Source organism: Micromonospora sp. NPDC048905, assembly GCF_040649655.1.
Taxonomy (GTDB): domain Bacteria; phylum Actinomycetota; class Actinomycetes; order Mycobacteriales; family Micromonosporaceae; genus Micromonospora.
Genome location: NZ_JBEZFV010000002.1, coordinates 40845 through 63418 on the forward strand (window position 1 = coordinate 40845; position 22574 = coordinate 63418).

At 71.0% G+C, this 22574-nt stretch carries 23 protein-coding genes; 12 read left to right on the forward strand and 11 right to left on the reverse strand.

Annotated features, from left to right (window positions below):
- Positions 1-99: 99 nt before the first annotated feature.
- The 3 genes from AB0C01_RS05140 to AB0C01_RS05150 all read right to left on the reverse strand — a co-directional run bounded on the left by AB0C01_RS05140 (position 100) and on the right by AB0C01_RS05150 (position 4581).
- Positions 100-1608, reverse strand: coding sequence for a phosphoesterase (locus AB0C01_RS05140; protein ID WP_357570281.1), 1509 nt, complete (start codon positions 1606-1608; stop codon positions 100-102).
- A gap of 184 nt (positions 1609-1792) precedes the next feature.
- A complete protein-coding gene (locus tag AB0C01_RS05145; RefSeq protein WP_357570282.1) occupies positions 1793-3829 on the reverse strand; it encodes a Xaa-Pro dipeptidyl-peptidase in 2037 nt (678 codons plus the stop codon).
- 89 nt (positions 3830-3918) lie between these two features.
- On the reverse strand, positions 3919-4581 hold the full coding sequence (locus AB0C01_RS05150; protein WP_357239598.1) for a hypothetical protein: 663 nt from the start codon (positions 4579-4581) through the stop codon (positions 3919-3921).
- A gap of 429 nt (positions 4582-5010) precedes the next feature.
- Here AB0C01_RS05150 and AB0C01_RS05155 point away from each other — a divergent pair, with 429 nt between their 5' ends.
- Both AB0C01_RS05155 and AB0C01_RS05160 read left to right on the forward strand, forming a co-directional pair.
- Positions 5011-5973, forward strand: a complete 963-nt coding sequence (locus tag AB0C01_RS05155; RefSeq protein WP_357239601.1) for a helix-turn-helix transcriptional regulator — start codon at positions 5011-5013, stop codon at positions 5971-5973.
- Between the two features lie 51 nt (positions 5974-6024).
- On the forward strand, positions 6025-6684 hold the full coding sequence (locus tag AB0C01_RS05160; protein WP_357570283.1) for a DUF6624 domain-containing protein: 660 nt from the start codon (positions 6025-6027) through the stop codon (positions 6682-6684).
- Positions 6685-6750: 66 nt separating this feature from the next.
- Here the strand turns inward: AB0C01_RS05160 and AB0C01_RS05165 are convergent, their stop codons facing one another.
- The gene (locus tag AB0C01_RS05165; protein ID WP_357570284.1) at positions 6751-7110 is read right to left on the reverse strand and encodes a hypothetical protein; all 360 of its coding nucleotides are present in this window, start codon (positions 7108-7110) and stop codon (positions 6751-6753) included.
- Positions 7111-7252: 142 nt separating this feature from the next.
- Entirely contained in the window at positions 7253-7951 is a 699-nt protein-coding gene (locus tag AB0C01_RS05170; RefSeq protein WP_357570285.1) for a helix-turn-helix domain-containing protein, read from the reverse strand.
- A 62-nt stretch (positions 7952-8013) separates the two neighbouring features.
- Between AB0C01_RS05170 and AB0C01_RS05175 the strand changes: the two genes are divergently transcribed.
- The 5 genes from AB0C01_RS05175 (at position 8014) to AB0C01_RS05195 (ending at position 13154) form a co-directional block, all read left to right on the forward strand.
- Entirely contained in the window at positions 8014-8850 is an 837-nt protein-coding gene (locus tag AB0C01_RS05175) for an alpha/beta fold hydrolase (protein ID WP_357570286.1), read from the forward strand.
- 50 nt (positions 8851-8900) lie between these two features.
- Positions 8901-9848: an ion transporter gene (locus tag AB0C01_RS05180; protein WP_357570287.1), complete on the forward strand. Its 948-nt coding sequence runs from the start codon at positions 8901-8903 to the stop codon at positions 9846-9848.
- Between the two features lie 77 nt (positions 9849-9925).
- Entirely contained in the window at positions 9926-11095 is a 1170-nt protein-coding gene (locus tag AB0C01_RS05185; protein WP_357570288.1) for an acyl-CoA dehydrogenase, read from the forward strand.
- Positions 11095-11940: a PhnD/SsuA/transferrin family substrate-binding protein gene (locus tag AB0C01_RS05190; RefSeq protein WP_357570289.1), complete on the forward strand. Its 846-nt coding sequence runs from the start codon at positions 11095-11097 to the stop codon at positions 11938-11940. The genes AB0C01_RS05185 and AB0C01_RS05190 overlap by 1 nt, the downstream gene beginning before the upstream one ends.
- The gene (locus AB0C01_RS05195; RefSeq protein WP_357239619.1) at positions 11937-13154 is read left to right on the forward strand and encodes a ferritin-like domain-containing protein; all 1218 of its coding nucleotides are present in this window, start codon (positions 11937-11939) and stop codon (positions 13152-13154) included. Before AB0C01_RS05190 ends, AB0C01_RS05195 begins: the two co-directional genes overlap by 4 nt.
- Before the next feature lie 64 nt (positions 13155-13218).
- On the opposite strand, the gene AB0C01_RS05200 is transcribed toward AB0C01_RS05195, so the two are convergent.
- Positions 13219-13569 (reverse strand): DUF1330 domain-containing protein, encoded by a 351-nt coding sequence (locus AB0C01_RS05200; RefSeq protein WP_357239622.1) that lies wholly within the window; start codon positions 13567-13569, stop codon positions 13219-13221.
- A 126-nt stretch (positions 13570-13695) separates the two neighbouring features.
- The gene (locus AB0C01_RS05205) at positions 13696-14286 is read right to left on the reverse strand and encodes a TetR family transcriptional regulator (protein ID WP_357570290.1); all 591 of its coding nucleotides are present in this window, start codon (positions 14284-14286) and stop codon (positions 13696-13698) included.
- Positions 14287-14397: 111 nt separating this feature from the next.
- Here AB0C01_RS05205 and AB0C01_RS05210 point away from each other — a divergent pair, with 111 nt between their 5' ends.
- Positions 14398-14751, forward strand: a complete 354-nt coding sequence (locus AB0C01_RS05210) for a TraR/DksA C4-type zinc finger protein (protein WP_357570291.1) — start codon at positions 14398-14400, stop codon at positions 14749-14751.
- Between the two features lie 152 nt (positions 14752-14903).
- Here the strand turns inward: AB0C01_RS05210 and AB0C01_RS05215 are convergent, their stop codons facing one another.
- Positions 14904-16295, reverse strand: a complete 1392-nt coding sequence (locus AB0C01_RS05215; protein ID WP_357570292.1) for an FAD-dependent oxidoreductase — start codon at positions 16293-16295, stop codon at positions 14904-14906.
- A 47-nt stretch (positions 16296-16342) separates the two neighbouring features.
- On the reverse strand, positions 16343-16840 hold the full coding sequence (locus tag AB0C01_RS05220) for an N-acetyltransferase family protein (protein WP_357239633.1): 498 nt from the start codon (positions 16838-16840) through the stop codon (positions 16343-16345).
- A 94-nt stretch (positions 16841-16934) separates the two neighbouring features.
- Here AB0C01_RS05220 and AB0C01_RS05225 point away from each other — a divergent pair, with 94 nt between their 5' ends.
- The 3 genes from AB0C01_RS05225 to AB0C01_RS05235 are packed head-to-tail and all read left to right on the forward strand — an operon-like array spanning position 16935 to position 18786.
- Entirely contained in the window at positions 16935-17276 is a 342-nt protein-coding gene (locus AB0C01_RS05225; protein ID WP_357239636.1) for a metalloregulator ArsR/SmtB family transcription factor, read from the forward strand.
- On the forward strand, positions 17273-18361 hold the full coding sequence (gene arsB / locus AB0C01_RS05230; protein ID WP_357570293.1) for an ACR3 family arsenite efflux transporter: 1089 nt from the start codon (positions 17273-17275) through the stop codon (positions 18359-18361). Before AB0C01_RS05225 ends, arsB begins: the two co-directional genes overlap by 4 nt.
- A 17-nt stretch (positions 18362-18378) precedes the next feature.
- The gene (locus AB0C01_RS05235; protein WP_357570294.1) at positions 18379-18786 is read left to right on the forward strand and encodes an arsenate reductase ArsC; all 408 of its coding nucleotides are present in this window, start codon (positions 18379-18381) and stop codon (positions 18784-18786) included.
- 77 nt (positions 18787-18863) lie between these two features.
- Here AB0C01_RS05235 and AB0C01_RS05240 read toward each other — a convergent pair whose 3' ends face one another.
- Entirely contained in the window at positions 18864-19901 is a 1038-nt protein-coding gene (locus AB0C01_RS05240) for a hypothetical protein (RefSeq protein ID WP_357239645.1), read from the reverse strand.
- Between the two features lie 111 nt (positions 19902-20012).
- Complete coding sequence (eno, locus tag AB0C01_RS05245) at positions 20013-21278, reverse strand: phosphopyruvate hydratase (protein WP_357570295.1); 1266 nt, start codon at positions 21276-21278, stop codon at positions 20013-20015.
- A 118-nt stretch (positions 21279-21396) separates the two neighbouring features.
- On the opposite strand from eno, the gene AB0C01_RS05250 reads away from it, so the two are divergent.
- Positions 21397-22311 carry a MerR family transcriptional regulator gene (locus AB0C01_RS05250; protein WP_357570297.1) on the forward strand — a complete coding sequence of 305 codons (915 nt, stop codon included), beginning with the start codon at positions 21397-21399 and terminating at the stop codon, positions 22309-22311.
- Positions 22312-22574 lie beyond the last annotated feature (263 nt).

The window sequence follows — 22574 nt, forward strand, 5'->3', positions numbered from 1 at the left end:
CGGCCGCCGGCTGGAAACGCGACGCGGGCCCGCCCGGCTCCCCCGACGTGGTACGTCGAGCGCAGCCGGACGGGCCCGCGGTGCCGCTGGCCGGTGGGATCAGCGCACGTGCACGAACACCGGGTTCGAGTAGAACCACAGGTCTTCCCACGGGCTCTCCAGCCCGTCGGCGAGCGGCTCGGCCTCGTCGGTGCTGGTGCCCCGCACCCGCGCGTAGGTGTCGGCCTCGACGTTGCGCAGCGTGTGCCGGATGACGTAGTCCTCGCCCTTCCGACGCCAGTCGCGCGGGCCGAACCGGGCCACCACCTTCGTGGTGGGGTTGGTGTCGGCGTCCAGGTTGGCGCTCGGGCCGGTGATCTGACCGACGATCAGGTCGACCCGACGGACCTCGGGGCGGTCCCCGTTCGCGTTCACGCCGCCCAACGGACGGAACGTGATCTCGATCTCGACATCGGTGCGGCTACGACGGCTGACCGTGATGGTCTCGCCCACCTCGGCGGTCCTGCCCTGGGACCTGGCGGTGACGTCGAGACTGCGGATCAGGTCGCCGGTGGTCACCCAGATCCGGCCGTTGCGCAGACCGTCCATGATGTCGCCGTAGTCCTGGCGGGCGTGGACGTAGGTCTTGCTGTACTCGCCCGGCCAGAAGTCGGAGCCGCCGCGGGTCCAGTGCACGTGCGAGTCGGAGGTCGCGGTGATCCACCAGCGCCGGCCCTCGCCGAGCAGGGAGTCCCACAGGCCGCCGACGCGAGCGGTCATCTGGTCGAAGCCGCCGTAGGTGGGGTGGTTGCCGTACCCGCCCCGCTTGCCGCCGTTGAGCGGACCGGCCTGGTGCCCGGGCGCTCCCTCGAAGCCGATGTAGACGTCCGGCGCGGCGTTGTTGCCGTTGCGGAACTCGCGCGGGGTGTCCTGACCGTAGACGCCGAGACCGGGCGCCGAACGCGACGCGTGGTGGGCGATCACCAGCGGCTTGTGCGGCATGCCCCGGGCGACCTTGAGGAACTCCACCATCTTGGCCTCGGTGTCCCGTGCCGGGTCGGTGGGGAACGCGTCGTACTTGGCGAATCGGCTCTCCAGCTCGAAGAGCTGCTTCGCCTCGTCGTCGTGGCGCGGGATCATCAGCGTGTGGTGGTCCAGCGAGGGCGCGTCGAACTCCATGCCCCAGAACTGGAGCACCTCGGGGACCAGCTTGCGGGACCGCAGCAGGTCGGGGTACGCCTGCTCGATGTTCACCTTCGAGTGGGTCGGTCCACCGTGGTCGGTGCACATCGCCCAGGTCAGACCAAAGTTCTTCGCCATGATGGCGTTGGTGACGATCGGGTAGACCGCGTCCGCGCCCTTGTGGAAGACGATCGGGGACTTGGTGGTGTCGAACTCGCCGCTGTACTCCGAGTGGATGTGGTGGTCGCCGGCACGCCACACGCGGTTCTTGGAGTTGCTCCGGTCGCCCGTGTCGTCGCCCGGCCGACGGTCCTCGTCAGCCCACGCCGCGCTGGCGCCGACCAGCGGGCTGGCCGCGGCCAGCGTCGCGCCGACGCCCGCGTACTTGACCAGCTTGCGCCGGGACAGCTGCGCGTGTTCGGTCTCTTCGGGTTGCTTGTCTCGCACTGCGGGCCTCTCCTCGATCAAGCGAATGCTCTTTCGATCAAGGAGCCTTGAAGAACGTTGTGAACATCCGTCGTACGGAGTGCGGGTCCACGATGAACACCGAGGCGTGACCTGCCAAAAGACCTGTTGACGATAGCAGCGGGTCACACCTCGACCGCACGTAGTGCCCGGCCCGGCCGGCCGGTCAGGGCACCTGCCGGGTGTTCCGGGGCGTCCGCGCGGCCGACGGATCGGTCGGCGCGGTGACCACCGGCGGTGCGACATCGACGGCGGGCAGCCCGGCAGATCCGGTGACCGGAAGGAGCAGCGCGCTGCGACCGAGGTCGACCTGGACGGTGGCGTCCTGGTCGGTGGACTCGGTGAACTGCGGGTCGCTCTGGCCGAGCACCAGCCCGAGCACGTGCCCGGCGGGCACCACCGCGTCGTACGCGTTCATCGGGACGGTCACCGTGTACCAGCGGTCGGGTCGCAGCGGCGTGGTGAACCGCAGCGAGCGGTGATGCGCGGCGTCGAGCCACCCTCGGGTCAGCACGGCGTGGTCGGAGACCGCGGTGACCTCCTCGGTGTCCCGGTAACAGGCGTCGTCGACGTCGGTGGAGGCGCCCCAGCAGGACTCGGTGTCCAGTGTCCGCACTCCCCCCGCACCGCTGAGCAGGATCCGCTCGGCGGTCCCGTAGTCGACGAGCCGGGCGGTCAGCTGGGTGGTCGGCCGATCCACGCGGATCCGCAGCCGCACCGACGGGCTGCCGGAGATCCGCAGCGCGCTGGGCAGCGCGCCGGAGAGGAAGACCAACCGTCCTGCGGTCGCGGTGTTCGGCGTGGCGACCAATTCGTCCTCGAACAACGACTCGTCGACGTACTCCTGTTCCTGACCCGGCCGCGCGCCGCGCCCGCCGAGCGTCCCGGTCACACCGTCGCCGGCGCCGAGGGCCACCCGTACGTCCCGGGTGCCGGGCGCGGGCCAGTCGCGCTGCGTTGTCCACGTGCCCGGCGCGGTCTCCAGGTCGACCCGCGGCTCGTCCATCACCCCGTTGCGCAGCCCCTGCAACCAATAGTCGAACCAGCGGTGCAGGGCGGCCACCCACTCGGCGCGTCGAACGTCGAACGGGTCCTGGTGACCGGTCTGGTGCAGCCAGAGCTTGCGGGGCACACCCTGCTCGGCCAACTCCTGCCACCAGCGGCCGAACTGGTTGGTCGTGACGTTCAGGTCGTTGAGGCCGTGTGCCAGGAAGACGCTGGCCCGGACCCGGTCGGCCGAGGGCCGGTAGTCCCGCCGCGCCCAGAACCCGTTGTAGTCACCGGTCTCCTCGGCGCTGCGCGCCCGCAGCCGGGCCAACACCTGCGCGCAGGCCTCCTCGGGGCGGCCGTTGACGACCGAGTGCAGGTAGCCGGGATAGTCGGTGGCGACCAGCGTCCCCCGGTAGCGCATGTAGTCGTACCAGCTGGAGATCGCCGAGATCGGCACGATGGTGGCCAGCCCCGCCACACCGGTGGCGGCGACCCCGTTGGCGACCGAGCCGTCCCACGACTTGCCGATCATGCCGACCTGCCCGGTGCTCCAGGCGGCGCTGACCGGCCGCCCTGCGGCGTCGTACGCGCGAGCCCGCCCGTTGAGCCAGTCGATCACCGCCGTGGCGCTGCCCACCTCGGCGGGACCGCCGACGTCCTCGCAGCCGGTCGACCGGGCGGTGCCCGCCAGGTCCACGGCGGCGAAGGCGTACCCGCGGGGGACGAAGTAGTTGTCGTAGAAGAGCGGGACCTTGGCGATCACGCCGGCCGAGTCGTACGTCTTCCGCTCGCCCTCGTTGCCCCGACCGCAGCAGAGGTAGTAGGGCGAGGCGTCCATGATGACCGGTACGCGTACCCCCGCGACGGCGGCCTCCCGGGGCCGGACGAGGTCCACGGCAACCCGGTCGGGCACCCCGTCACCGTCGCTGTCGGCACGGGTCTGGACCCAGACGCTCTCCCGGATCGCGTCGGCGTAGGAGTAGGCGGGGACGGTGTGGTCGCCCACCACGTGCGGCGGACGGGGGCGGGGCTGGGCCGTCGCCGTGGCCGCCGTCGGGGCGACTGCGCGGGCAGACGCGACCACCGGGGTCCCGGGTAGTGCGGCCACCAGAAGGCCGACCAGGACCGTGGCGACCCGTGCGCGGGTGCCGACGGACAACGGCGCGGACGTCATGATGTCCTCCCGGGCAGCGACACGAGTATCGGCTTTCATCGAATCGATGTTCGTCCAGCCTAGTGCCCGCGGCGGACCCCGGTGCCGGACAAACAGTCCTCGGACGACCGGGCGGCCTGACGGACTGCTCAGATCCGGGCGCGGGGCAGCCAACCGAGGAATCGGAGCCGGACCCGGGACAGCGGCACGTTGGGTAGATCCTGGGCGGCGGCGACCAGGCAGGAGCCCAGGTAGACCGCGAGGGCGGCGCGTGCTCCGCCGAACTCGGCGAGCAACTGGCTCTGCTTCGTGGCGCAGGGCCACTCCCCACCACATCCGGTGCAGGTCCAGCTCGGGGGGTTGGGGAGGTGCTCCGGCAGCTTCGTGCGGCGGTACCGGCCGACGACGCTGTTGTCCGCGCGCACGTCGCGTCGGCGCGGCATCGGGCGTCCGTTGCGGGGTGCGATCGGGCGGGCGGCCGGCAGGTAACGCCCGACGGTGCCGAGCAGTACCCCCACCCGGATCAGGGCGTCCGGCCCGACGTGGTGGGCCAGTAGCGCGGTCATCAGGTAGTGCCCCAGCAGGTCGAACGCCTCACGGCTCAGACCAAGGTCGCGGCAGAGGTCGACGAAGTTCGGCGTGGTCAGCGGCACCCGGTTGTCGAGTGCGCGGCGCAGCACCGCGCGCAGATCGGTCCCGAGTCGCTGCACCGCGTCGCTCTCGCCCAGCCCCAGGCTGTCCTCGTCCGTCACCCGGGCCAGCGCCTCCGCCACGGCCAGTCGAACGACGCGGTCGGGATCAGTACTGTCCAAGGCGCACCCCTTTCGTAGGCCGGTCGCCCGGCGGCGGCCCGATCGCCCTGCGCGCCGGGGAAATCATGAACAAGATTTCGCTGTCGCCCGCGGCGATGGCTAGGACAGCAGGCGCAGAACCCGCCGACGGGCTAGTCCGAAAGCGAAGTCGGCAGGCCGACACACTGCGGTGATTGGTAGGACGACCGACGACGATTGTCGTATGGTGATATTCCCATCTGCGGATATTGCATACTGCAATCTCCGCCCCGACCAGCTCAGTCACGACGCCACCTCGACCTGTCGCTGCCGTCCCGCTCGCGACGTACCACCTCACTGCACCGCCGGCCACCGCCGTGCCGAGACGACCCCGAGCACCCCGGCACGTTCGATCTGGCCGCCGGCACCAGTTCACCTCCCGGCGGCACCTCCACCGGACGGAGACAGCGGATGACGTCAACACCCGTGCAGACCCGACACTTCGACAGCCGAGACCCGGTGGCCATCCACGAGTTCCTGTCCGCGACGTACGACCCGAAGCTACGCCTGGACAGCAGGAACCGGTTCCGGCTCACCCATCACCGCGTCGACGCCGGCCCCTTCGCCATCGCGACCACGCGGCAGACCGGGCACCTCGACATCGGCGCCAGCACCCTCGACGGGCTGGTCCTCGGGCACACCCGCACCGCCCGCGTCGACCGCGTCTGCAACGGACCGGTCAACCGGTTCGGCTCCGGCGACGTCTTCCTCGTCACCAAGCCGGAGGAGCCCTGCACCGTACGGTGGTATCCCGGCGAGGTGGAGCTCTGCGTGCTGGATCTGGCGGTTCTGGAGCAGGTGGCCACCACCGCGCCGGCCCGCCGGCCCGGTCGGATCCGATTCACCGACCTGGGTCCCGCCGACAAGGCCCTCGCCCGGCAGTGGCGCACCACCACCAGCTACGTCAGCGACGTCGTACTGAACAATCCGTCAGTCAGCGCGCAACCGCTGGTGATCGGCAACGCCGCGCGGATGCTCGCCGCGGCGGCGCTCGCGGTCTTCCCGAACACCGCGTTCACCGAGCCGACCGCCGCCGACCGACACGACGCCAGCACCGCCACGTTGCGACGGGCGATCAGTTTCATGGAGGACTTCGCCGACCGGGACATCAGCGCGGCCGACATCGCCGCTGCCGCCGGCGTCTCGCTGCGGGCGGTGCAACTGGCCTTCCGCCGTCATCGCGGCACCACCCCGATGGCGTACCTGCGTCGGATCCGGCTCGCTCGGGCACACCGCGACCTGCTGCGCGCCGACCCCCGGCAGGAGACCGTTTCGGCCATCGCCAGCCGGTGGGGGTTCGCCAGCCACAGCAGGTTCACCGCCCGGTACCACGCCAGCTACGGCGTGCCGCCCCGCGAGACGCTCCATGCCTGAGGCCCGGCTCGCGCCTTGTGGGACCACCACGACGCGACGACAATCGGCGACGTGAAGCTCCCGTCGCCGGTCGCGGTGCCGCTGGTGGCGTTGCTGGCTCTCGCCGCCTGCGGCACCTCGCCCAGGTCGGCCGGCGACCCACCGAGCAGCGCGCCGCCGGCGTCTCCCACCGCGACCCCGTCCGCGTCGGTCCGCTCCCCCGTCGTCCGCTCCCCCGTCGCCTACGACCGCGCGCTGCACGACGAGTTGATCGCGATGCTGCACCGCGACCAGGCCGATCGCGAGGGCACGCCGCAGAGCGAGTCGGACCAGGCCCGCACCGCCCGCTTGAAGGACATCATCGGCACGCACGGCTGGCCGACCTTCGCGCTGGTCGGCGAGGACGGCGGCAACGCCGCGTGGGCGATCGCCCAGCACTCCGACCTGGATCCGGCCTTCCAGCAGCAGGCACTGGACCTGCTGCGCACGGCGGTGGCCGACCGACAGGCGTCGCCGGGCAACCTGGCCTACCTAAAGGACCGGGTCGCGGCGGGCAAGGGCGAGCCCCAGGTGTACGGGACACAGGTCCGCTGCGGTCCGGACGGCCCCGTGCCGGCGACTCCGATCCGGGACGAGCCGGGCGTCGAGCGACGCCGGGCCGACGCCGGACTTCCCACGCTGGCCAGCTACCTGAGTGAGATGACCACGATCTGTGCGCAGGACGTCAACTAGAGCGCCGTCCACCGTCGCCACCCGCCGCGGGGTGCGCTTCCCCGTCACCCGCCCGGCGTACGGCGTCTACTCTGCCTCGTCCTCCTGCTCGGTGAGCTCGGCCAACACGTCGGCGGCGTCGCGACTGCCCGCGTCGGCGAGCCGTCGAAGCTCACCGACGTCGACCCGCTCCGCTGCCAACTCGACGAGCTGGTCGACCGCGTCCCGGTCGCCCCGATCGGCCAGACGCCGCAGCTCGCCCATGTCGCCGAGCTCGCTGGCCAGCTCGACGAGTTGAGCCGCCGCGTCGGCGTTGCCGCTCTCGGCGAGCTGTCTCAACTCCGCCAGGTCACCTCGTTCACCGGCAAGCTCGACGAGCTGGTCGACCGCGTCCCGGTCACCGTTCGCGGCCCGTTCCCGCAGGTCAGCAAGATCAGAATCTGCCATCGCACACCTCTCCCCCAGCGCACACGCGATCTTCTCGTCGCCGTCGACGCTCACCGGCCGGTCTCGCCGCCATCGAAAACCTAGACCAGTTGAGGCCACGCCGGAGGACGGAACGGGGGACACCACCTGTGCTCCAGCCCCGTCAGCCCGCCTCGGACGGCTCGGCGATCAGCAGACCGCTCAGCAGACTGCGCAGGGCACGCTCGAAGAGGTCCGTTCGAGGCGCGGGCGCGGAGGGCTGACGGAACGCCGCGACCAGGTGCGGGTACGCCGCGAGGTCGGCACCGGCGAAGCGGAAGGCCCCCGAGGCGGCCTCGCTGCGGGCGAAGAGTGTCACCACGCCGTTCATCATGGCGATCGCCTCGAACTTCGCGGTGACAGCGGCCGGCACCGGCTCCAGGATCCGAATGCAGTTGTCGAACCAGGCCAGGCTCTCGGGACCGATACCGGACGTCCGGTGACTCACCTCGATCAGCCACGGGTGCGTATGGTGCAGCGCCAACTGTCGGCGGCCGAGCAGCAGCATCGAGTCCAGCCAGTCCCCCTCGGCCTCGGGATAGGGCCGCAACTCCCCCACAACCCGGTCGGTCATCAGATCCAGGAGATCGTCGCGCGACGACAGGTAGCGGTAGAGGGATCCGGCGCCGGTGCCGAGCGCGCCGGCGACAGCGCGCATCGACACCGCGGCAAGCCCTTCGCTGTCCGCCAGGGCGATGGCGGCCACGACGATGGCGTCCCGGCTGTGCGCCGGAACGGGGCCACGGCTGCCGCGTTCGGGCCTGCTCCAGATCGGCTGCCGAGCGGAGTCACGATCGTCGCCTCTGGTGGATGCGTCGCTCACTGATCTACTGTAAACTGCAAACCTCGTTCGCAGTTTGTACTGTCGCGGAAGGGTGGACGATCATGGAGCGGATCAGTGCACGGGACGGCGCGAGCGTCGTGCTGCACTCCACGGGAGATGGGCCCGACATCGTCGTGGTGCACGGCGGCGGTGTCACCATCGACGTCTACCGCCGGCTGGCAACGGCGCTCGCTGGCCAGTTCACCGTGCACCTCTACAACCGACGGGGACGGGCCGACGCACCACCCAGGTCGATGCCCTACAGCTTGCAGCAGGAGATCGACGACCTCGCCGTGGTGCTGGAGCACACCGGGTCCGGCAATGTCATCGGCCACAGCTCCGGCGGCTTCATCGCGCTTGAGGCAGCGCTCCGGCTGCCGATCGACCGACTCGCCCTCTACGACGCTGCGGTTTCCATCGACGGCGGATTTCCGTCGGCGTGGCTAGCATCCGCCCAATCAGCACTGCTGGCCGGTGACATCGCTCGGGGCCTCGCCATCACGGCCGCTGGCATCAACCCACAGATGGCGGCGGCGAAGCTCCCGCTCGGCTTACGGATCGCGATCATCCGCGCGTTCATGCGCACTCGGATCGGCCGGACGATGGCCGAGCTGCTGCCGTTGACGCTTGACGAATCGGCGCTGATCCGAGCGCACGACGGCCCGGCCAGCCAGTGGGCCGGGGTGACCGCCGAAGTGCTGCTGACCTGCGGTGCCGATGGCCCGCCCTACTACCGCGACCTGAACGCGGCGCTGGCCCACGCGTTGCCGCGGGCCCGGACGTTGACGATTCCGCGCAGCGGCCATGACGCCATCAACCGGGCGTACCCCAGAATGGTCGACCCGCTCGCCGACTTCTTCGCGGCCCCCGTGACGCCGGAGCGGACGAGCCACACCTGAGCGGGTCGCGCGGTCACCCGCGATCATTGATCTTGGCTAGGCTGGCGGGCATGCCTGCCAGCCCCGCGCCCACCCAGCGGCGTGAGCCGGGCCCACCCGAGCACCACCGATCCGCCTGGGCCGAGCTCTGCGCCCGACTCGCCGGGTCGCGCCCCTTCGAGATCGTCATCGTGGTGGTCATCCTCGCCAACGGGGTCGTCCTCGGCCTGGAGACGTACGACGACCTGACGCCGGCGGGCACCGCACTGCACTGGCTGGAGCTGCTCTTCCGGGCCGTCTTCGTCGTCGAGATCGGCGTCCGGCTGGCGGCGTACGGCAGGCGTCCCCAGGACTTCTTCCGACACGGCTGGAACGTCTTCGACTTCGTGGTGATCGCGGCGATCTTCATACCGGGCCTGCACGGCGACCCCGCGCTGCTGCGCGTCGTGCGGGTCGCCCGGATGGTCCGGCTGGTGCGGTTCTCGCCGGGCCTGCGGACCATCGTCTCCGCGCTGTGGCGCAGCCTCCCGGGCGTGACCGGCTTCCTCGCCCTGGCCGTGGTGACCCTCTACGTCTACGGCATGGCCGGCTGGCTGATCTTCGGTAACCGCTATCCGGAGGAGTACGGCGACATCGGCAAGTCGCTGCTGACGTTGTTCGTGCTGTTGTCGCTGGAGACGCTGCCGGACCTCATCGAGCAGGGCATGGCCATCTCGCCGTGGACGCTGCTCTACTACGTCAGCTACGTGGTCATCACCGTCAACCTGCTGCTCAACATCCTCATCGCCGTCATCGTCAACTCGATGGAGGAGGCCCGCCGGTTGGAGATGACCGAACGACTGGCCCCCGACTACGACGAGGACGGCGACGGCGTACCGGACGAGGTGGACCGCATCGCGCTCACCCAACGGCTGGACGACCTGCGGGCGGTCATCGCCGAGTTGGAGCGCGAGTTGCGGATCGACCGGGACGACGGGCACGGCCGGCCGCACCGGGACGGCGCCCGCGCCAGACGGTGATCCGACGCTCGCGCTACGTGCTCCCGTTCGGATAGTGTCGACGACGGTCCCACCGCTTCGGCCGAAGGGGCACCAGCATGGCGAGCACTGTCGACAATGCCCATTCCCGCACCGACGTCGCGAGCACCCTCGGCACCGTCATCGACGACGTGATCCGACCGCAGGCGACGATCGTCGACCGGGAGGGGACCTTCCCCCGCTCGGGTGTCGACGCCCTCGCCGCGGCCGGCCTGCTCGGCCTTGCCTCCTCGACCGAGGTCGGTGGCGGCGGTCACGGCATGCGCGTGGTCGCCGAGGTCGTCGAGCGGCTGGCCGCCGAGTGCGGGTCCACCGCGATGGTGGTGCTGATGCACTACGCGGCGACCGCCGTCATCGAGGCGCACGGCCCGCGCGAGGTCCGCGCGGCCATCGCCACCGGCGGTCATCTCGCCACGTTGGCCTTCTCCGAGTACGGCTCCCGCAGCCACTTCTGGTCGCCGACCGGCACCGCGCGCACCACCGACGACGGCACGATCCGCCTCGACGCCCGCAAGAGCTGGGTCACCTCGGCCGGCGAGGCCAACAGCTACGTCTGGTCGAGCCTCCCGGTGGCCCCCGACGCCGGCCCGATGACGCTCTGGCTCGTTCCCGCCGACAGTCCCGGCCTGACCGTGACCGGCGATTTCGACGGGCTGGGCCTCCGCGGCAACGGCTCCCGACCGATGACCGCCGAGGGGCTCCGCGTCCCGTCGACAGCGATGATGGCGACCGACGGCGCGGGGCTGGACACCGCGCTCGGCGCGGGGCTGCCCTGGTTCCTGGTGCTCAATGCCGCGTTCTGTCTCGGTCTGGCCGACAGTGCGGTCGCCGAGGCTGGCCGGCATCTCACCGCGACGACGCTCACCCACACCGGCGCCGCCCTGCGCGACGCGCCCGTCACCCGCCGCGACCTCGCCCGACTGATGATCCGCACCGATGCCCTGCGTGCCTTCCTGGGTGACACCGTCTCCGCGCTGGAGACCGGCCGCGACGACGCCATGCTGCGGGTGCTCCAGGTCAAAGCCCTCGCCGGCGAGACCGTCGCCGACGTGACCGACGGCGCGATGCAGCTCTGCGGCGGCAGCGCGTTCCGCAGGGAGTTGGGCCTCGAGCGCCGTTTCCGCGACGCGCGCGCGGCCCGGGTGATGGCACCGACCACCGACGCCCTGCTCGACTTCGTCGGTCGGGTCGCCGCCGGGCTGCCCCTCTTCGACCGGGCCAACCGCTGATGCCGGCGCCGGCCGTCCTGATGGGCGCGGTCGCGTACGACCCCAAGGTGGTGACCATCTGGGAGGGCTTCCGGGCCTGGCTGCGCGGGCGCGGCCTGGACTTCGACTTCGTCCTCTACTCGCACTACGAGCGGCAGGTCGAGGATCTCGTCGCCGGCCGGATCGACGCGGCCTGGAACTCGCCCCTGGCCTGGTTGCGGGCCGAACGCCTGGCGGCGGCCACCGGCACCGCCGTCCACGCGCTGACCATGCGCGACACCGACCAGGACCTCACCTCGGTCGTGGTGGTGCGCGCCGACTCACCGGTGCGGCAGGTCGAGGATCTCGCCGGAAAACGGGTGGCTGTCGGCGCGGTCGACAGTCCGCAGGCGACCCTGATTCCGCTGGAGCACCTCGCGAGCGCCGGCGTCGAGGTCGACGTTCGCCGGTTCGACGTCGGTGTCGGCCTGCACGGCGACCACATCGGCGGGGAGCGCGACGCAGCCCGCGCCCTGGTGGCCGGGGAGGTCGACGCCGTCTGCATGATCGACGCCAACCATCTGGCGTTCGTGCGGGAGGGCACGCTGCCTCCCGAGGGCACCCGGATCGTCGGGCAGACCGCGCGCTACGACCACTGCAACATGACGGTCCGCGGGCCGGAGTCCGCCGGGGTCCAGCTCTTCGGCACGCTGCTGCTCGGCATGTCGTACGCCGATCCGCAGGTGCGTCCGCTGCTCGACCTGGAGGGGCTGACGGCCTGGAAGGACGGCCGCACGATCGGGTACACGCTGCTCGCCAGGGCGGTCGACGTCAGCGGGTTCTACTCTCCCGACGGGCGGGTGACGGCCACGGACTACCGGCCGTGAGCGGAGCACCGGCTGCCGACGTCGAGGTCCACCTCGGCGACCTGGGCTTCGGCCGGGGCGCGCACCTGCTGGTGCAACGTGCTCTGACCGGCCTGCGACCGGGAGGCCGGGTGGCGGTGCACGGCCGTGACCCGGCGCTGCGCGTACACCTGCCGGTCTGGTGCCGTGGCCGGGGTCATCGGGTCGAGTGGCCGGATCCGGGTGACCGGAGCGGCCTCGTCGCGGTGGTGGTCCGCGGATCGGCGGATGACGACCGCTGGTTCGGCGCGGAGCGGGCCGGCCCGGCCCTCCCGTCGGCGCTCAGCAGCCGTCCACCGGCGCGGTGGGGGCTCGGCGCCCGGGGCGCCCTCCTCGAAGCCGGTGGTCCGGAGGCCCGGTTCGACCTGGACGACCGCGACCTGGTGTGGGCCGACATCGCCCCCCACCTGTACGCGCAGGCCGCCGCCCGACAGTGGGACCCGCAGGCCGCGGTGCCGTGGGACGACCCGTTCGTGCTGCCGGCCGACGTCGAGGCCGCGGTGGTGCAGGTGATGACCTACCTGGTGGAGAACGAGCAGGCCGCGCTCGTCGTACCGGCCCGGTTCGTGGGGCGCATCCACCCGCACTTCCGGGAGGTGGTGCAGCTGCTGGCCGTGCAGATGGCCGACGAGGCCCGGCACATGGAGGTCTTCAGCCGGCGGGCGCTGCTGCGGGGGGCCGACCTGGGTACGTCCTCCGCTGGCGGTCGGCAGTCGCTGTTCACGCTCGTCGCGGAGTCGGACTTCGCCCTGGCGTCCTTCCTGCTCTCCGTGCTCGGCGAGGGCAGCTTCGTGGATCTGCTCTCGTTCCTGCACGAGAACGCCCCGGACCCGGTGACACGTCGGATCTGTTGGCTCGCCCGGCAGGACGAACGCCGGCACGTGGTGTTCGGCATGGCGCACCTGGAGCATCAGGCACAGCTCGACCCGCTGCTGCGAGATCGACTGCGGGCGGCCATCCACCGCCGCCACGACGCGCTCGTCGACACCGCCGGCCTCAACGCGGACGTCTTCGACGCGCTCGTGGTGCTCGCCTCGGGTGGCTGGCACCCGGACGAGGTGTCCGCCGGCCACGACCGGGTGCAGGCCCTGCAACACGCGATGGATCAGGGCCGCCAACGCCGGCTGGTACGGCTGGGCTTCCGGCCCGACGAGGCCGCCGCCCTCTCCGCCCTGCACACCCGCAACTTCATGTAGGCGATCCCCGCGCACGGCCACGGTGTGCGCGGGGATCGCGGGACGGCAGGTCAGGCAGCGCTGGTCACTGGCCGAGCAGGGTCCGGATCTGACCCGCGTAGCCGGCCACCGTGAAGTCCGGGCCGACGGAGTCCACCAGGATCAGGTCGTTGATGGTGTGCGCGACGCGCAGCGACAGGATGGCCTGGTATTCGGGCGAGTTGTACCAGGTCCTGGCGGTGTCCGCGTCCGGGAACTCGATCAGCACGACCGAGCCGGGCCAACTGCCCTCGATGACCTGCACCTCGGCGTCCAGGACGAGCCACTTGGCGCCGTACGGCTCGGTGGTGGCCTGCACCTGCTCCAGGTAACGCAGGGACTCCTCGGTCGGCACACCGCCGGGGATACGCAGGTGGTTGATCAGGTAGGTGCTCATGTCGCACTCCTCAACGTGGGTGTTGGGTTCTCCGGTCGCATAAGTACGACCGGTCGTCTTGGAACCGGTAGACGCCGCGGCAGCTGGCCTGACGCGCACGTCAACGCGGGTGGGGACCGACGTGAATCAGGCGAGGATCCGCGTCAGGGTGATCGTGAGGAACTCGTGGAGGGCGGTCAGGTCACCGGAGGCCTTCGCCCGCGCTGCCGCGCCCTCGTAGCTGGAGACGATGAAGCCGGCCAGGTCAGCGGCAGGCTCGTCACCGTGCAGCTCACCGGCGGCACGTGCCTGCTCGATCGTCACGGCGAGCGCGGCGACCCAGCGGCCGAAGCCGGCGTCGACGGCGGTGCGCAGAACGTCGCTGTGCGCCGGGATCTCACTGGCGAAGTTGCCGAGCAGACAGCCCCGATCCCCCATGGTGTCGCCGAGGCCGGTGATGTAACGGAGGTGGTTGACGATCCGCTCGCGCGGCGTCCCGCCCCGCTTCTCGTCCAGCATCTCCAGCCCCATCGCCGCCGAGTATCTCGCCACCGAGTCGAGGGCGAGATCCTCCTTGCTGGCGAAGTGGTTGTAGAAGGTGCCCTTCGGCGCGCCGGCGGCGGCGACGATGTCCTGAACGCTCGTCCCGTTGTAGCCGCGCAGATGGAACAGATCCAGCGCGGCGTCGGACAACCGCTGCCTGGTCCCGGCGGAGGCCGGCGACTTGGGTCGTGGCATGTCGTGACGCTCCTTCGCTCGGGTGCTGGCTGACGTCCACCACAATATGACCGGTCGTCTCGGAATGCCAGTGATGTGACCACGGTCATCCCGGCAGTACCGTGGAGGACCATGACCAGCGACCCCAGCACGACCCGCGAGGCACTGCTGCGGCTGCGTGAGCAGACCGATTCCCAGGCCGCCGCCCTGGAGGGCGACCTGCGCAGCCTCTTCGAGGCGTCCCGGTCGTCGAACGCCGACGACGAGCACGACCCGGAGGGCAGCACTATCGCCTTCGAACGCGCCCAGCTCACCGCCGTCCTGGACGCCACCCGCCGACGGCTGGCCGAGCTGGACGTCGCGCTCCGGGGGATCGACGACGGCAGCTACGGCATCTGCGAACGATGCTCCCGACCGATTCCCGCCGAACGACTCCTCGCCCGCCCGTCGGCGCGGACGTGTGTCGCCTGCGCCAGCCGGCGGTGACGGGTGCCCGCCGGCCGGGGCGGTGGTCCGCCCCACGATGCCCCGGCCGGAGGAAGGCTCACGTCCGGGGCCGTTCTGCCCCGGCTGCCCGGCGCCTCGCCCTGATGACTCCGGGAGCCGCGCCCGCGCCGGGCACCGTCGTACCCGGTTGATCAGCTGCAACAGTCTCCTGCGGGCACGGCCGCGAGGGCGATGAGGCTGATCGGTGCGGACCGCAGCCCTGCGGAGATGCCGGTGGACTCTCCACGCCCCGTCGGGTCCGGCCCGCAGCAGTTGTCGCCGTTCACCGCGTCGGCGGGGCTGCTGTTGCACACACCGGTCTCCGGCAGGTCGAGCTGGACGTCCCGAGCCGCCGCCCAGTCCCCGGCGAGAGCGGCGACCACGGAGCGGACCTGCTCGTAGCCGGTGGCCATGAGGAACGTCGGCGCCCGACCGTAGGACTTCATGCCGACGGCGTAGTAGCCGCGCTCCGGGTGAGCGAGCTCGTCCACGCCGTGTGGTGGAACGGTGCCGCAGGAGTGCTCGTTGGGGTCGATCAGCGGGGCCAGGGCGCGGGTGGCTCCCATGATCGGGTCCAGGTCCAGCCGCAGCTCGGCGGCGATGGTGTGGTCGGGGCGGAAGCCGGTGGCGGCGACAACGCGGTCGACGGTGATCGACTCGTCGGCGCCGGCGGCGTCGCGCACGACCACGCTCACGCGGCCGTCCGCCGCGGTGAGCGCCTGCACGGAGAACCCGGTGAGCAGCCGGATCCGGCCGGCGTCGACGTGCGCGCGCAGCCGCGAGCCGAGCGCGCCCCGCGCCGGGAGGGCGTCGGCGGTCCCGCCGCCGTAGGTACGCGTCGGCGAGGCGGCCCGGATGGCCCAGGTCACCTCGGTGCCGGGCTCGGCGGCGGCCAGTTCCGCCAGGGACAGCAGGGTGTTCGCGGCCGAGTGACCGGCGCCCACCACCAGGGTGTGCCGACCGACGAACCGGTCCCGGTCGACGCCGAGCACGTCCGGCAGGGCGTGTTCCAGGTACGCCGTCGCGTCGGCTTCGCCCCGCGCGGGCAGGCCTGACGCACCGAGGACGTTTGGCGTACGCCAGGTGCCCGAGGCGTCGATGACGGCGCGGGCGCACAGTTCCTCGCCGTCGGCGAGGCGGAGCAGGAACGGTGTGGTGTCGCGGCCGGCGGTGCGCAGCCGGTCGAGGCCGAGCCGGCTGATCGCCTCGACGTGTGCCCCGTAGCGGACGTGCGGCCTGAGCTGCGGCAGCTCCGCGAGGGGTCGTAGGTAGTCGCCGACCAGCTCCGCGCCGGTGGGCAGGTCATCCAGGTCGGGGGCGACCCAACCGGCCGCGTCGAGGAGCCGACGGGCGGCCGGGTCGATGTTGTACCGCCAGGGTGAGAAGACGCGTACGTGCCCCCACTGCGCGACGGCGGCACCGGGGGCGTCGCCGGCTTCGAGGACGACGAAGGTCAGGCCCCGCTCGTGCAGGTGCGCGGCGGCGGCGAGGCCGGTCGGGCCGGCGCCGATGACGACGACGGGAAGGCCGTCCAGGGCGTTCATCAGGTGACTCCTCGTGGTGGTGGTCGGGTCGGAGCGGCGTGGGCTCATCAGGTGATGACGGGGCTGCGGCGTTCGAGGAGGACGACGTCACGCCATCGGTCGTGGTGGCGGCCGACCCGCTCGCGTACGCCGATGACACGGAACCCCGCGCGCTGGTGCAGCGTGAGGCTGGCGACGTTCTCCGGGAAGATCCCGGACTGGATGGTCCAGATGCCGGCGGCCTCGGTGGAGGTGATCAGGGCGTCCAGCAGCAGGCGGGCGACGCCACGGCCCTGGGCGGCCGGGTCCACGTAGACGGAGTGTTCGACCACGCCGGCGTAGACCGCGCGGGTCGAGGTCGGCGAGACGGCGATCCAGCCGACGATGCCGCCGTCGTGGTCGAGGGCCACGAAGCGGTGCTCGGCCAACCGTGCCGCGTCGAAGGCCGCCCAGGTCGGCGCCGTGATTTCGAAGCTGGCGTTGCCGGCGTCCAGACCGGCCTGGTAGATCGCCAGGACCCGGTCGGCATCGGTGTCGGTCATGGGTCGCACGGTGATGTCGACCATCGGCAGATTCCCTTCCGAGGAGATCAGACGACTGTCTTGACGTTCGTCGAATCAGACAGTTGCACACTGATTAGAGAAGTGTCAACCTAGAGCAATGTCGAATCAAGCAGCGCCGGAATGCTGCCCCTCGCTGACCGAGCGGCGCGTACCCGCCGAGGCCGCCGCGGTGCTCGCGCCCGCGTTCAAGGCCCTCGGCGACCCGGTGCGGCTGCAACTGCTGTCGATGATCGCCTCCGCCGACAGCGGGGAGATCTGCGTCTGCGATCTGACCCCCGCGTTCGACCTGACCGGCCCGACCATCTCGCACCACCTCAGGACGCTGCGCGAGGCGGGGCTGGTCGACGCCGAACGCCGAGGCACCTGGGTCTACTACCGCGCCCGGCCGGCCCTCCTGCGCCAACTCGCCGCGCTGCTCACCGTGGCACCGGCGACATGACAGCGACAATTCGGAACGACCCCGCCGAGAGCGCCGTCGGTGGCCGGCTCTCCCGACTCGACCAGTTCCTTCCCGTCTGGATCGGGCTGGCGATGGTTGCTGGCCTGCTCCTCGGTCGCCTGATCCCCGGCCTGGACAGCGCGCTGGAAGCGGTGACAGTCGGCGGAATCTCGCTACCGATCGCGATCGGCTTGCTGATCATGATGTACCCGGTGCTCGCGAAGGTCCGCTACGACCGGCTCGACACCGTCACCGGCGACCGCCGGCTGCTGATCTCCTCGCTGGTCCTCAACTGGGTCGTCGGCCCCGCCGTGATGTTCGCCCTGGCCTGGATCTTCCTGGCCGACCAGCCGGCGTACCGCACCGGGCTGATCATCGTCGGTCTGGCTCGGTGCATCGCCATGGTCATCATCTGGAACGACCTCGCCTGCGGTGATCGGGAGGCCGCCGCCGTCCTGGTCGCGCTCAACTCCGTCTTCCAGGTCGTCGCCTTCGGCCTGCTCGGCTGGTTCTACCTGTCCGTGCTCCCGCAGTGGCTGGGTTTGTCCGGCGCCGAGTTGACGATCTCCGCCTGGGACATCGCCCGCAACGTGCTCATCTTCCTCGGCATCCCGCTGCTCGCCGGCTACCTCACTCGCCGTCTCGGCGAGCGCACCAGGGGCCGCACCTGGTACGAGGCCCGCTTCCTGCCCAGGATCGGCCCGGCGGCCCTCTACGGGCTGCTGTTCACGATCGTGATCCTGTTCGCCCTCCAGGGAGACGCGATCACCAGCCGACCCCTGGACGTCGTCCGCATCGCCCTGCCCCTACTGGTGTACTTCGCCCTGATGTGGGCCGGCTCCTACGCCCTCGGCCGCGCCATCGGTCTCGGCTACGAGCGCACCACCACCCTCGCGTTCACCGCCGCCGGCAACAACTTCGAACTGGCCATCGCCGTCGCGATCGGCACCTTCGGCGTCACCTCCGGCCAGGCCCTCGCCGGAGTCGTCGGCCCCCTGATCGAGGTGCCGGTCCTGGTCGGGCTCGTCTATGTCTCGCTGTGGGCGCGTCGCTTCTTCACCCCCACCACCTCCGCAACCCCGTAACCCGGAAGGCACCCGCCGTGAGTGACAAGCCCAGCGTCCTGTTCGTCTGCGTCCACAACGCCGGCCGGTCCCAGATGGCCGCCGGCTGGCTACGCCACCTCGCTGGTGACACCGTCGAAGTCCGCTCGGCCGGCTCCGCCCCCGCCGACACCATCAACCCCGCCGCCGTACAGGCCATGCGCGAGGCCGGCATCGACATCACTGACCAGACCCCGAAACTTCTGGAGTACGCGACCGCGGAGTCCTCCGACGTCATCGTGACGATGAGCTGCGGCGACACCTGCCCGGTCTTCCCCGGCACGCGCTACGAGGACTGGAAGCTGGAGGACCCCGCCGGCAAGGACGTCGAGGCCGTCCGCGGAATCCGCGACGAGATCCGGGGCCGGGTGGAGAAGCTCCTCGCCGAACTGCGCCCCACCGCCTGACCGCGCCAGCGGTGATCGGGGAGCCACACCTCGACGGCCCGCCGATCACCGCACCTGCCGACGAAGCCCTCGCCGCGCTACCGCCGCGCCTTCGCGGGCACCACCGTGACAACCTGCGTCCGGGTCGAGCTCTCGCCGATGAAGGGGTCGCTCGACCAGAAACTGGTGTGCAGGTATCCCGTCTGGGAGGGCGCCAGGTCGAGTGCGAACCGCCCCTTGGCATTGGTGTTCACAAACCCGTACTGGTTGTAGCAGCCGTTGTCGTCGCACAGCACGAACAGGATCGCGAAGGCCTGGTTGGGGAGCGGTGCCCAACCGGACGGGGTGAGCCAGGACAGCCGGCCGCTGGCCCGGACGGTCTCGCCGGCGACGATGCGGGTGCGGTCCACCGTCGCGGTGACGCGCGTCTTGCGGGGCACGATCGGCAACTGGAAGTTGACCGGTTCAGACTGCTCGAAGCCGAGTTCGCCGTAGGAACCCGCGTACTGCACCATCACTTCCGAGTTGTAGGCGTACAGGGTGACGGTCCCGGTGAACGAACCGTCGGCCCCCGTACGCACCGGCGGAGAGCCGACGCCCGCGTTGATGTCGACAGGGACGTCGGCGAGCGGCCGGATCTCGCCGGTGCCCGGCCAGCGTCCCTTGAGCACACCTCGCGCGGTCACCTCACGGTGGTCGTAGTCGATGGTGCTGCGGTCGATGGTGACATCCTCCAGGAAGGTGGCGACCCGGTAGTTGAGCCAACCGGCGAAGTCCTCTCGTACGTGGTTGCCCGCGGTGTCGGTGACCTCGACGTGGACCCGGTGGTCGCCGAGCTCATCGAGGATCAACGGCGCCGGCGTCGCCCAGATGGTGGCGTCCGGCGTCTCCGAGTCGACGACGAAGTCCGAGGTCTGGGCGACTGGCACGTGCGCCTCGCTGACGATCTCCGCGCGAATCTCGGCGATCGGCTGCGTCGAGGTGATGGAGACGAACAATCTGCCCCGAACACCCTCCGAGGACCCGTAGGCGCTGTTGACCCGCAGGAGGTCGGCGGCCTGGGCAGGTGCCGGCGCGGCGCTGACGACAAGCGCCGCGCCGAGCACACTGGCAGCGAGAATTGACGTTCTCTTCATGGAACCCCCGTTGGAAGCCCGTCGAATCGACGGAAGCGAACCTCCAGTTATAGAGGCCGGGGCGTTGCCGTGCAATCGACGCAGAGTAACGAGGATGTCGAGGTCGTACTCTCAGCGACTCCCCGCGTAGACGGCGCGATCGCCCAACTCCTCCTCGATGCGGATGAGCTGGTTGTACTTGGCTGTGCGGTCCGAGCGCGACAGCGAGCCGGTCTTGATCTGCCCGCAGCCGACGCCCACCGCCAGGTCGGCGATCGTGGTGTCCTCGGTCTCTCCGGAGCGGTGTGACAGCACCACCCGGTAGCCCGCCTTGTGGGCGGCGTCCACCGTCGCGAGGGTCTCGGTGAGCGTGCCGATCTGGTTGACCTTGACCAGGATCGCGTTGGCGTAGCCGCCCTCGATCCCGTCGCGCAGCCGGTCGACGTCGGTGCAGAAGACGTCGTCGCCGACCAACTGCACCCGCTCCCCCGCCACTGCGGTCAGCCGCTTCCACCCGGCGAAGTCGTCCTCGGCCATCGGGTCCTCGATCGAACTGATCGGGTACCGGGCGAGCAGGTCCACCAGGTAGTCGATGTGCTCCTCGACGGTGCGCTGGCGCCCCTCACCGACGTAGTCGTAGACGCCGTCGCGGAAGAACTCCGAACTGGCCGGATCGAGACAGATCGTCAGGTCGGTGCCAGGCTCGTACCCGGCGCCCTCGATGGCGCGCAGCACGAAACGCAGCGCCTCCTCGGCGTCCGTGACGTTCGGCGCGAAGCCGCCCTCGTCACCGACGTTGGTGCTGTGCCCGGCCGCCGCGAGGGACCTCCGGAGGGTGTGGAAGACCTCCGCGCCCATCCGGACCGCCTCGGCGAACGTCCGCGCGCCGACCGGGGCGATCATGAACTCCTGGAAGTCGAGCGGGTTGTCGGCGTGCGCGCCGCCGTTGATGATGTTCATCATCGGCACCGGCAGCAGACGGGCGCCGACGCCACCCACGTAGCGGTACAGCGGCTGCCGGTGTGCCGACGCCGCCGCCTTCGCGGTCGCCAGGGAGACCGCCAGGATCGCGTTGGCACCCAGCCGACCCTTGTCCTTCGACCCGTCGAGAGCGATCATCGTCTCGTCGATCAGCGCCTGGTCCTCCGCGTCGAGTCCGAGCACCGCGTCGGCGATCTCGCCGTTCACCGCGGCGACGGCCGTCGTGACGCCCTTGCCGTGAAAGCGCGTGTCGTCCCCGTCGCGCAGCTCGACCGCCTCGTTCGCTCCCGTCGACGCACCGGAGGGCACGGCCGCCCGGCCGGTCGACCCGTCGGCGAGGACCACGTCGGCCTCCACGGTCGGGTTGCCCCTGCTGTCGAGGATCTGCCGAGCCCACACCCGACTGATTGCCGTCATCACACACTCCCTGTTCAAGCTGCCTTTTCGCCGCCAGACTGGCAGGAAACGGCGGCCCTGGCACCGCGACGATCGACACGTTGACCCGTACCCCGGGGTGCGGGTTTAGGGTCGCGGGATGCGGGTGGGTGAGCTGGCACGACGGACCGGGACCACGGTCCGGGCCTTGCGGTACTACGAGTCGGCAGGGTTGGTCGTGCCCCGGCGGCTGGGCAACGGCTACCGGGAGTACGACCCGATCGCGGTGCGGCTGGTGGCCCAGATCCGCGAGTTGATGGCGCTCGGCCTCACCGTCGAGGAGACCCGACCGTTCGTCGAGTCGATCGCCAGTGGCGCCGACGACGCCGACGTCTGCGCGGCGGCGGTGGCGACGTACCGCAGCACCATCACCGGCCTGCAGGAGCGGATCGGCAAACTGACCGCCCAGCGGGACGCGCTGGACGCCCGCCTCGACGCGGCCGCGACCCAGGTCGTGCCCGGCAGCGCGGCGGTCGGCACCGACCCCGCCGCGCTGGTCGGCACCCGCCTGCCGCCCCTGTCCTTCTACGGGACCGACGGCCGCCCGGTCGACCTCGGCGCGCTCGGCGCCGGGCGCACCGTCATCTTCGTGTACCCCCTGACCGGGCGGCCGGGTGTCGACCTGCCCAACGGGCTGCTGGAGGTCCATGGCGCCCGGGGCAGCACCGAGCAGGCCGCCTGGTTCCGCGACCACCACGCGGAGCTCCGCGCCGCCGGCGCGGCCCGGGTGTACGGCCTGTCCGCGCAGTCGACCGGGTACCAGCGGGAACTCGCCCACCGGCTGCGGCTGCCCTACCCGCTGATCCCCGACCCGCGGCTGACGCTTGCCGACGCGCTGCGGCTGCCCACCCGCACCGCCGGGGACATGACGCTCTACGAGCGGTTGACGCTGATCATCGCCGACGGCGAGGTCGAACACGTCTTCCACCCGATTCCGGACCCGGCGTCGCACCCGCTGCACGTGATGCGGTGGCTCACCAAGCGACGCCAGGCCCCTGGCGCGGTCGCCGCCTAGAAGTCGTCGTCGAACTAGCCGCACTGCTCGGCGTCCATCGTTACTTCTGCAACATGATCGATGCGGCGTCCGCCACAACACCCAACGACCAATCGAGCTGACCGCATTCGCTCTGACTCGTGCACTCGAGGCAGCCGCCTGAACGCCACGGCTGGTCAAGTGCCCGAGTCCAGTGGGCATCAAGCGTCCGCATCGCGCATCAACCGGGTCATGACGATCCTCAAAGACCGCGACGGAGTGACTGTCATCCACCCCGCACTGCC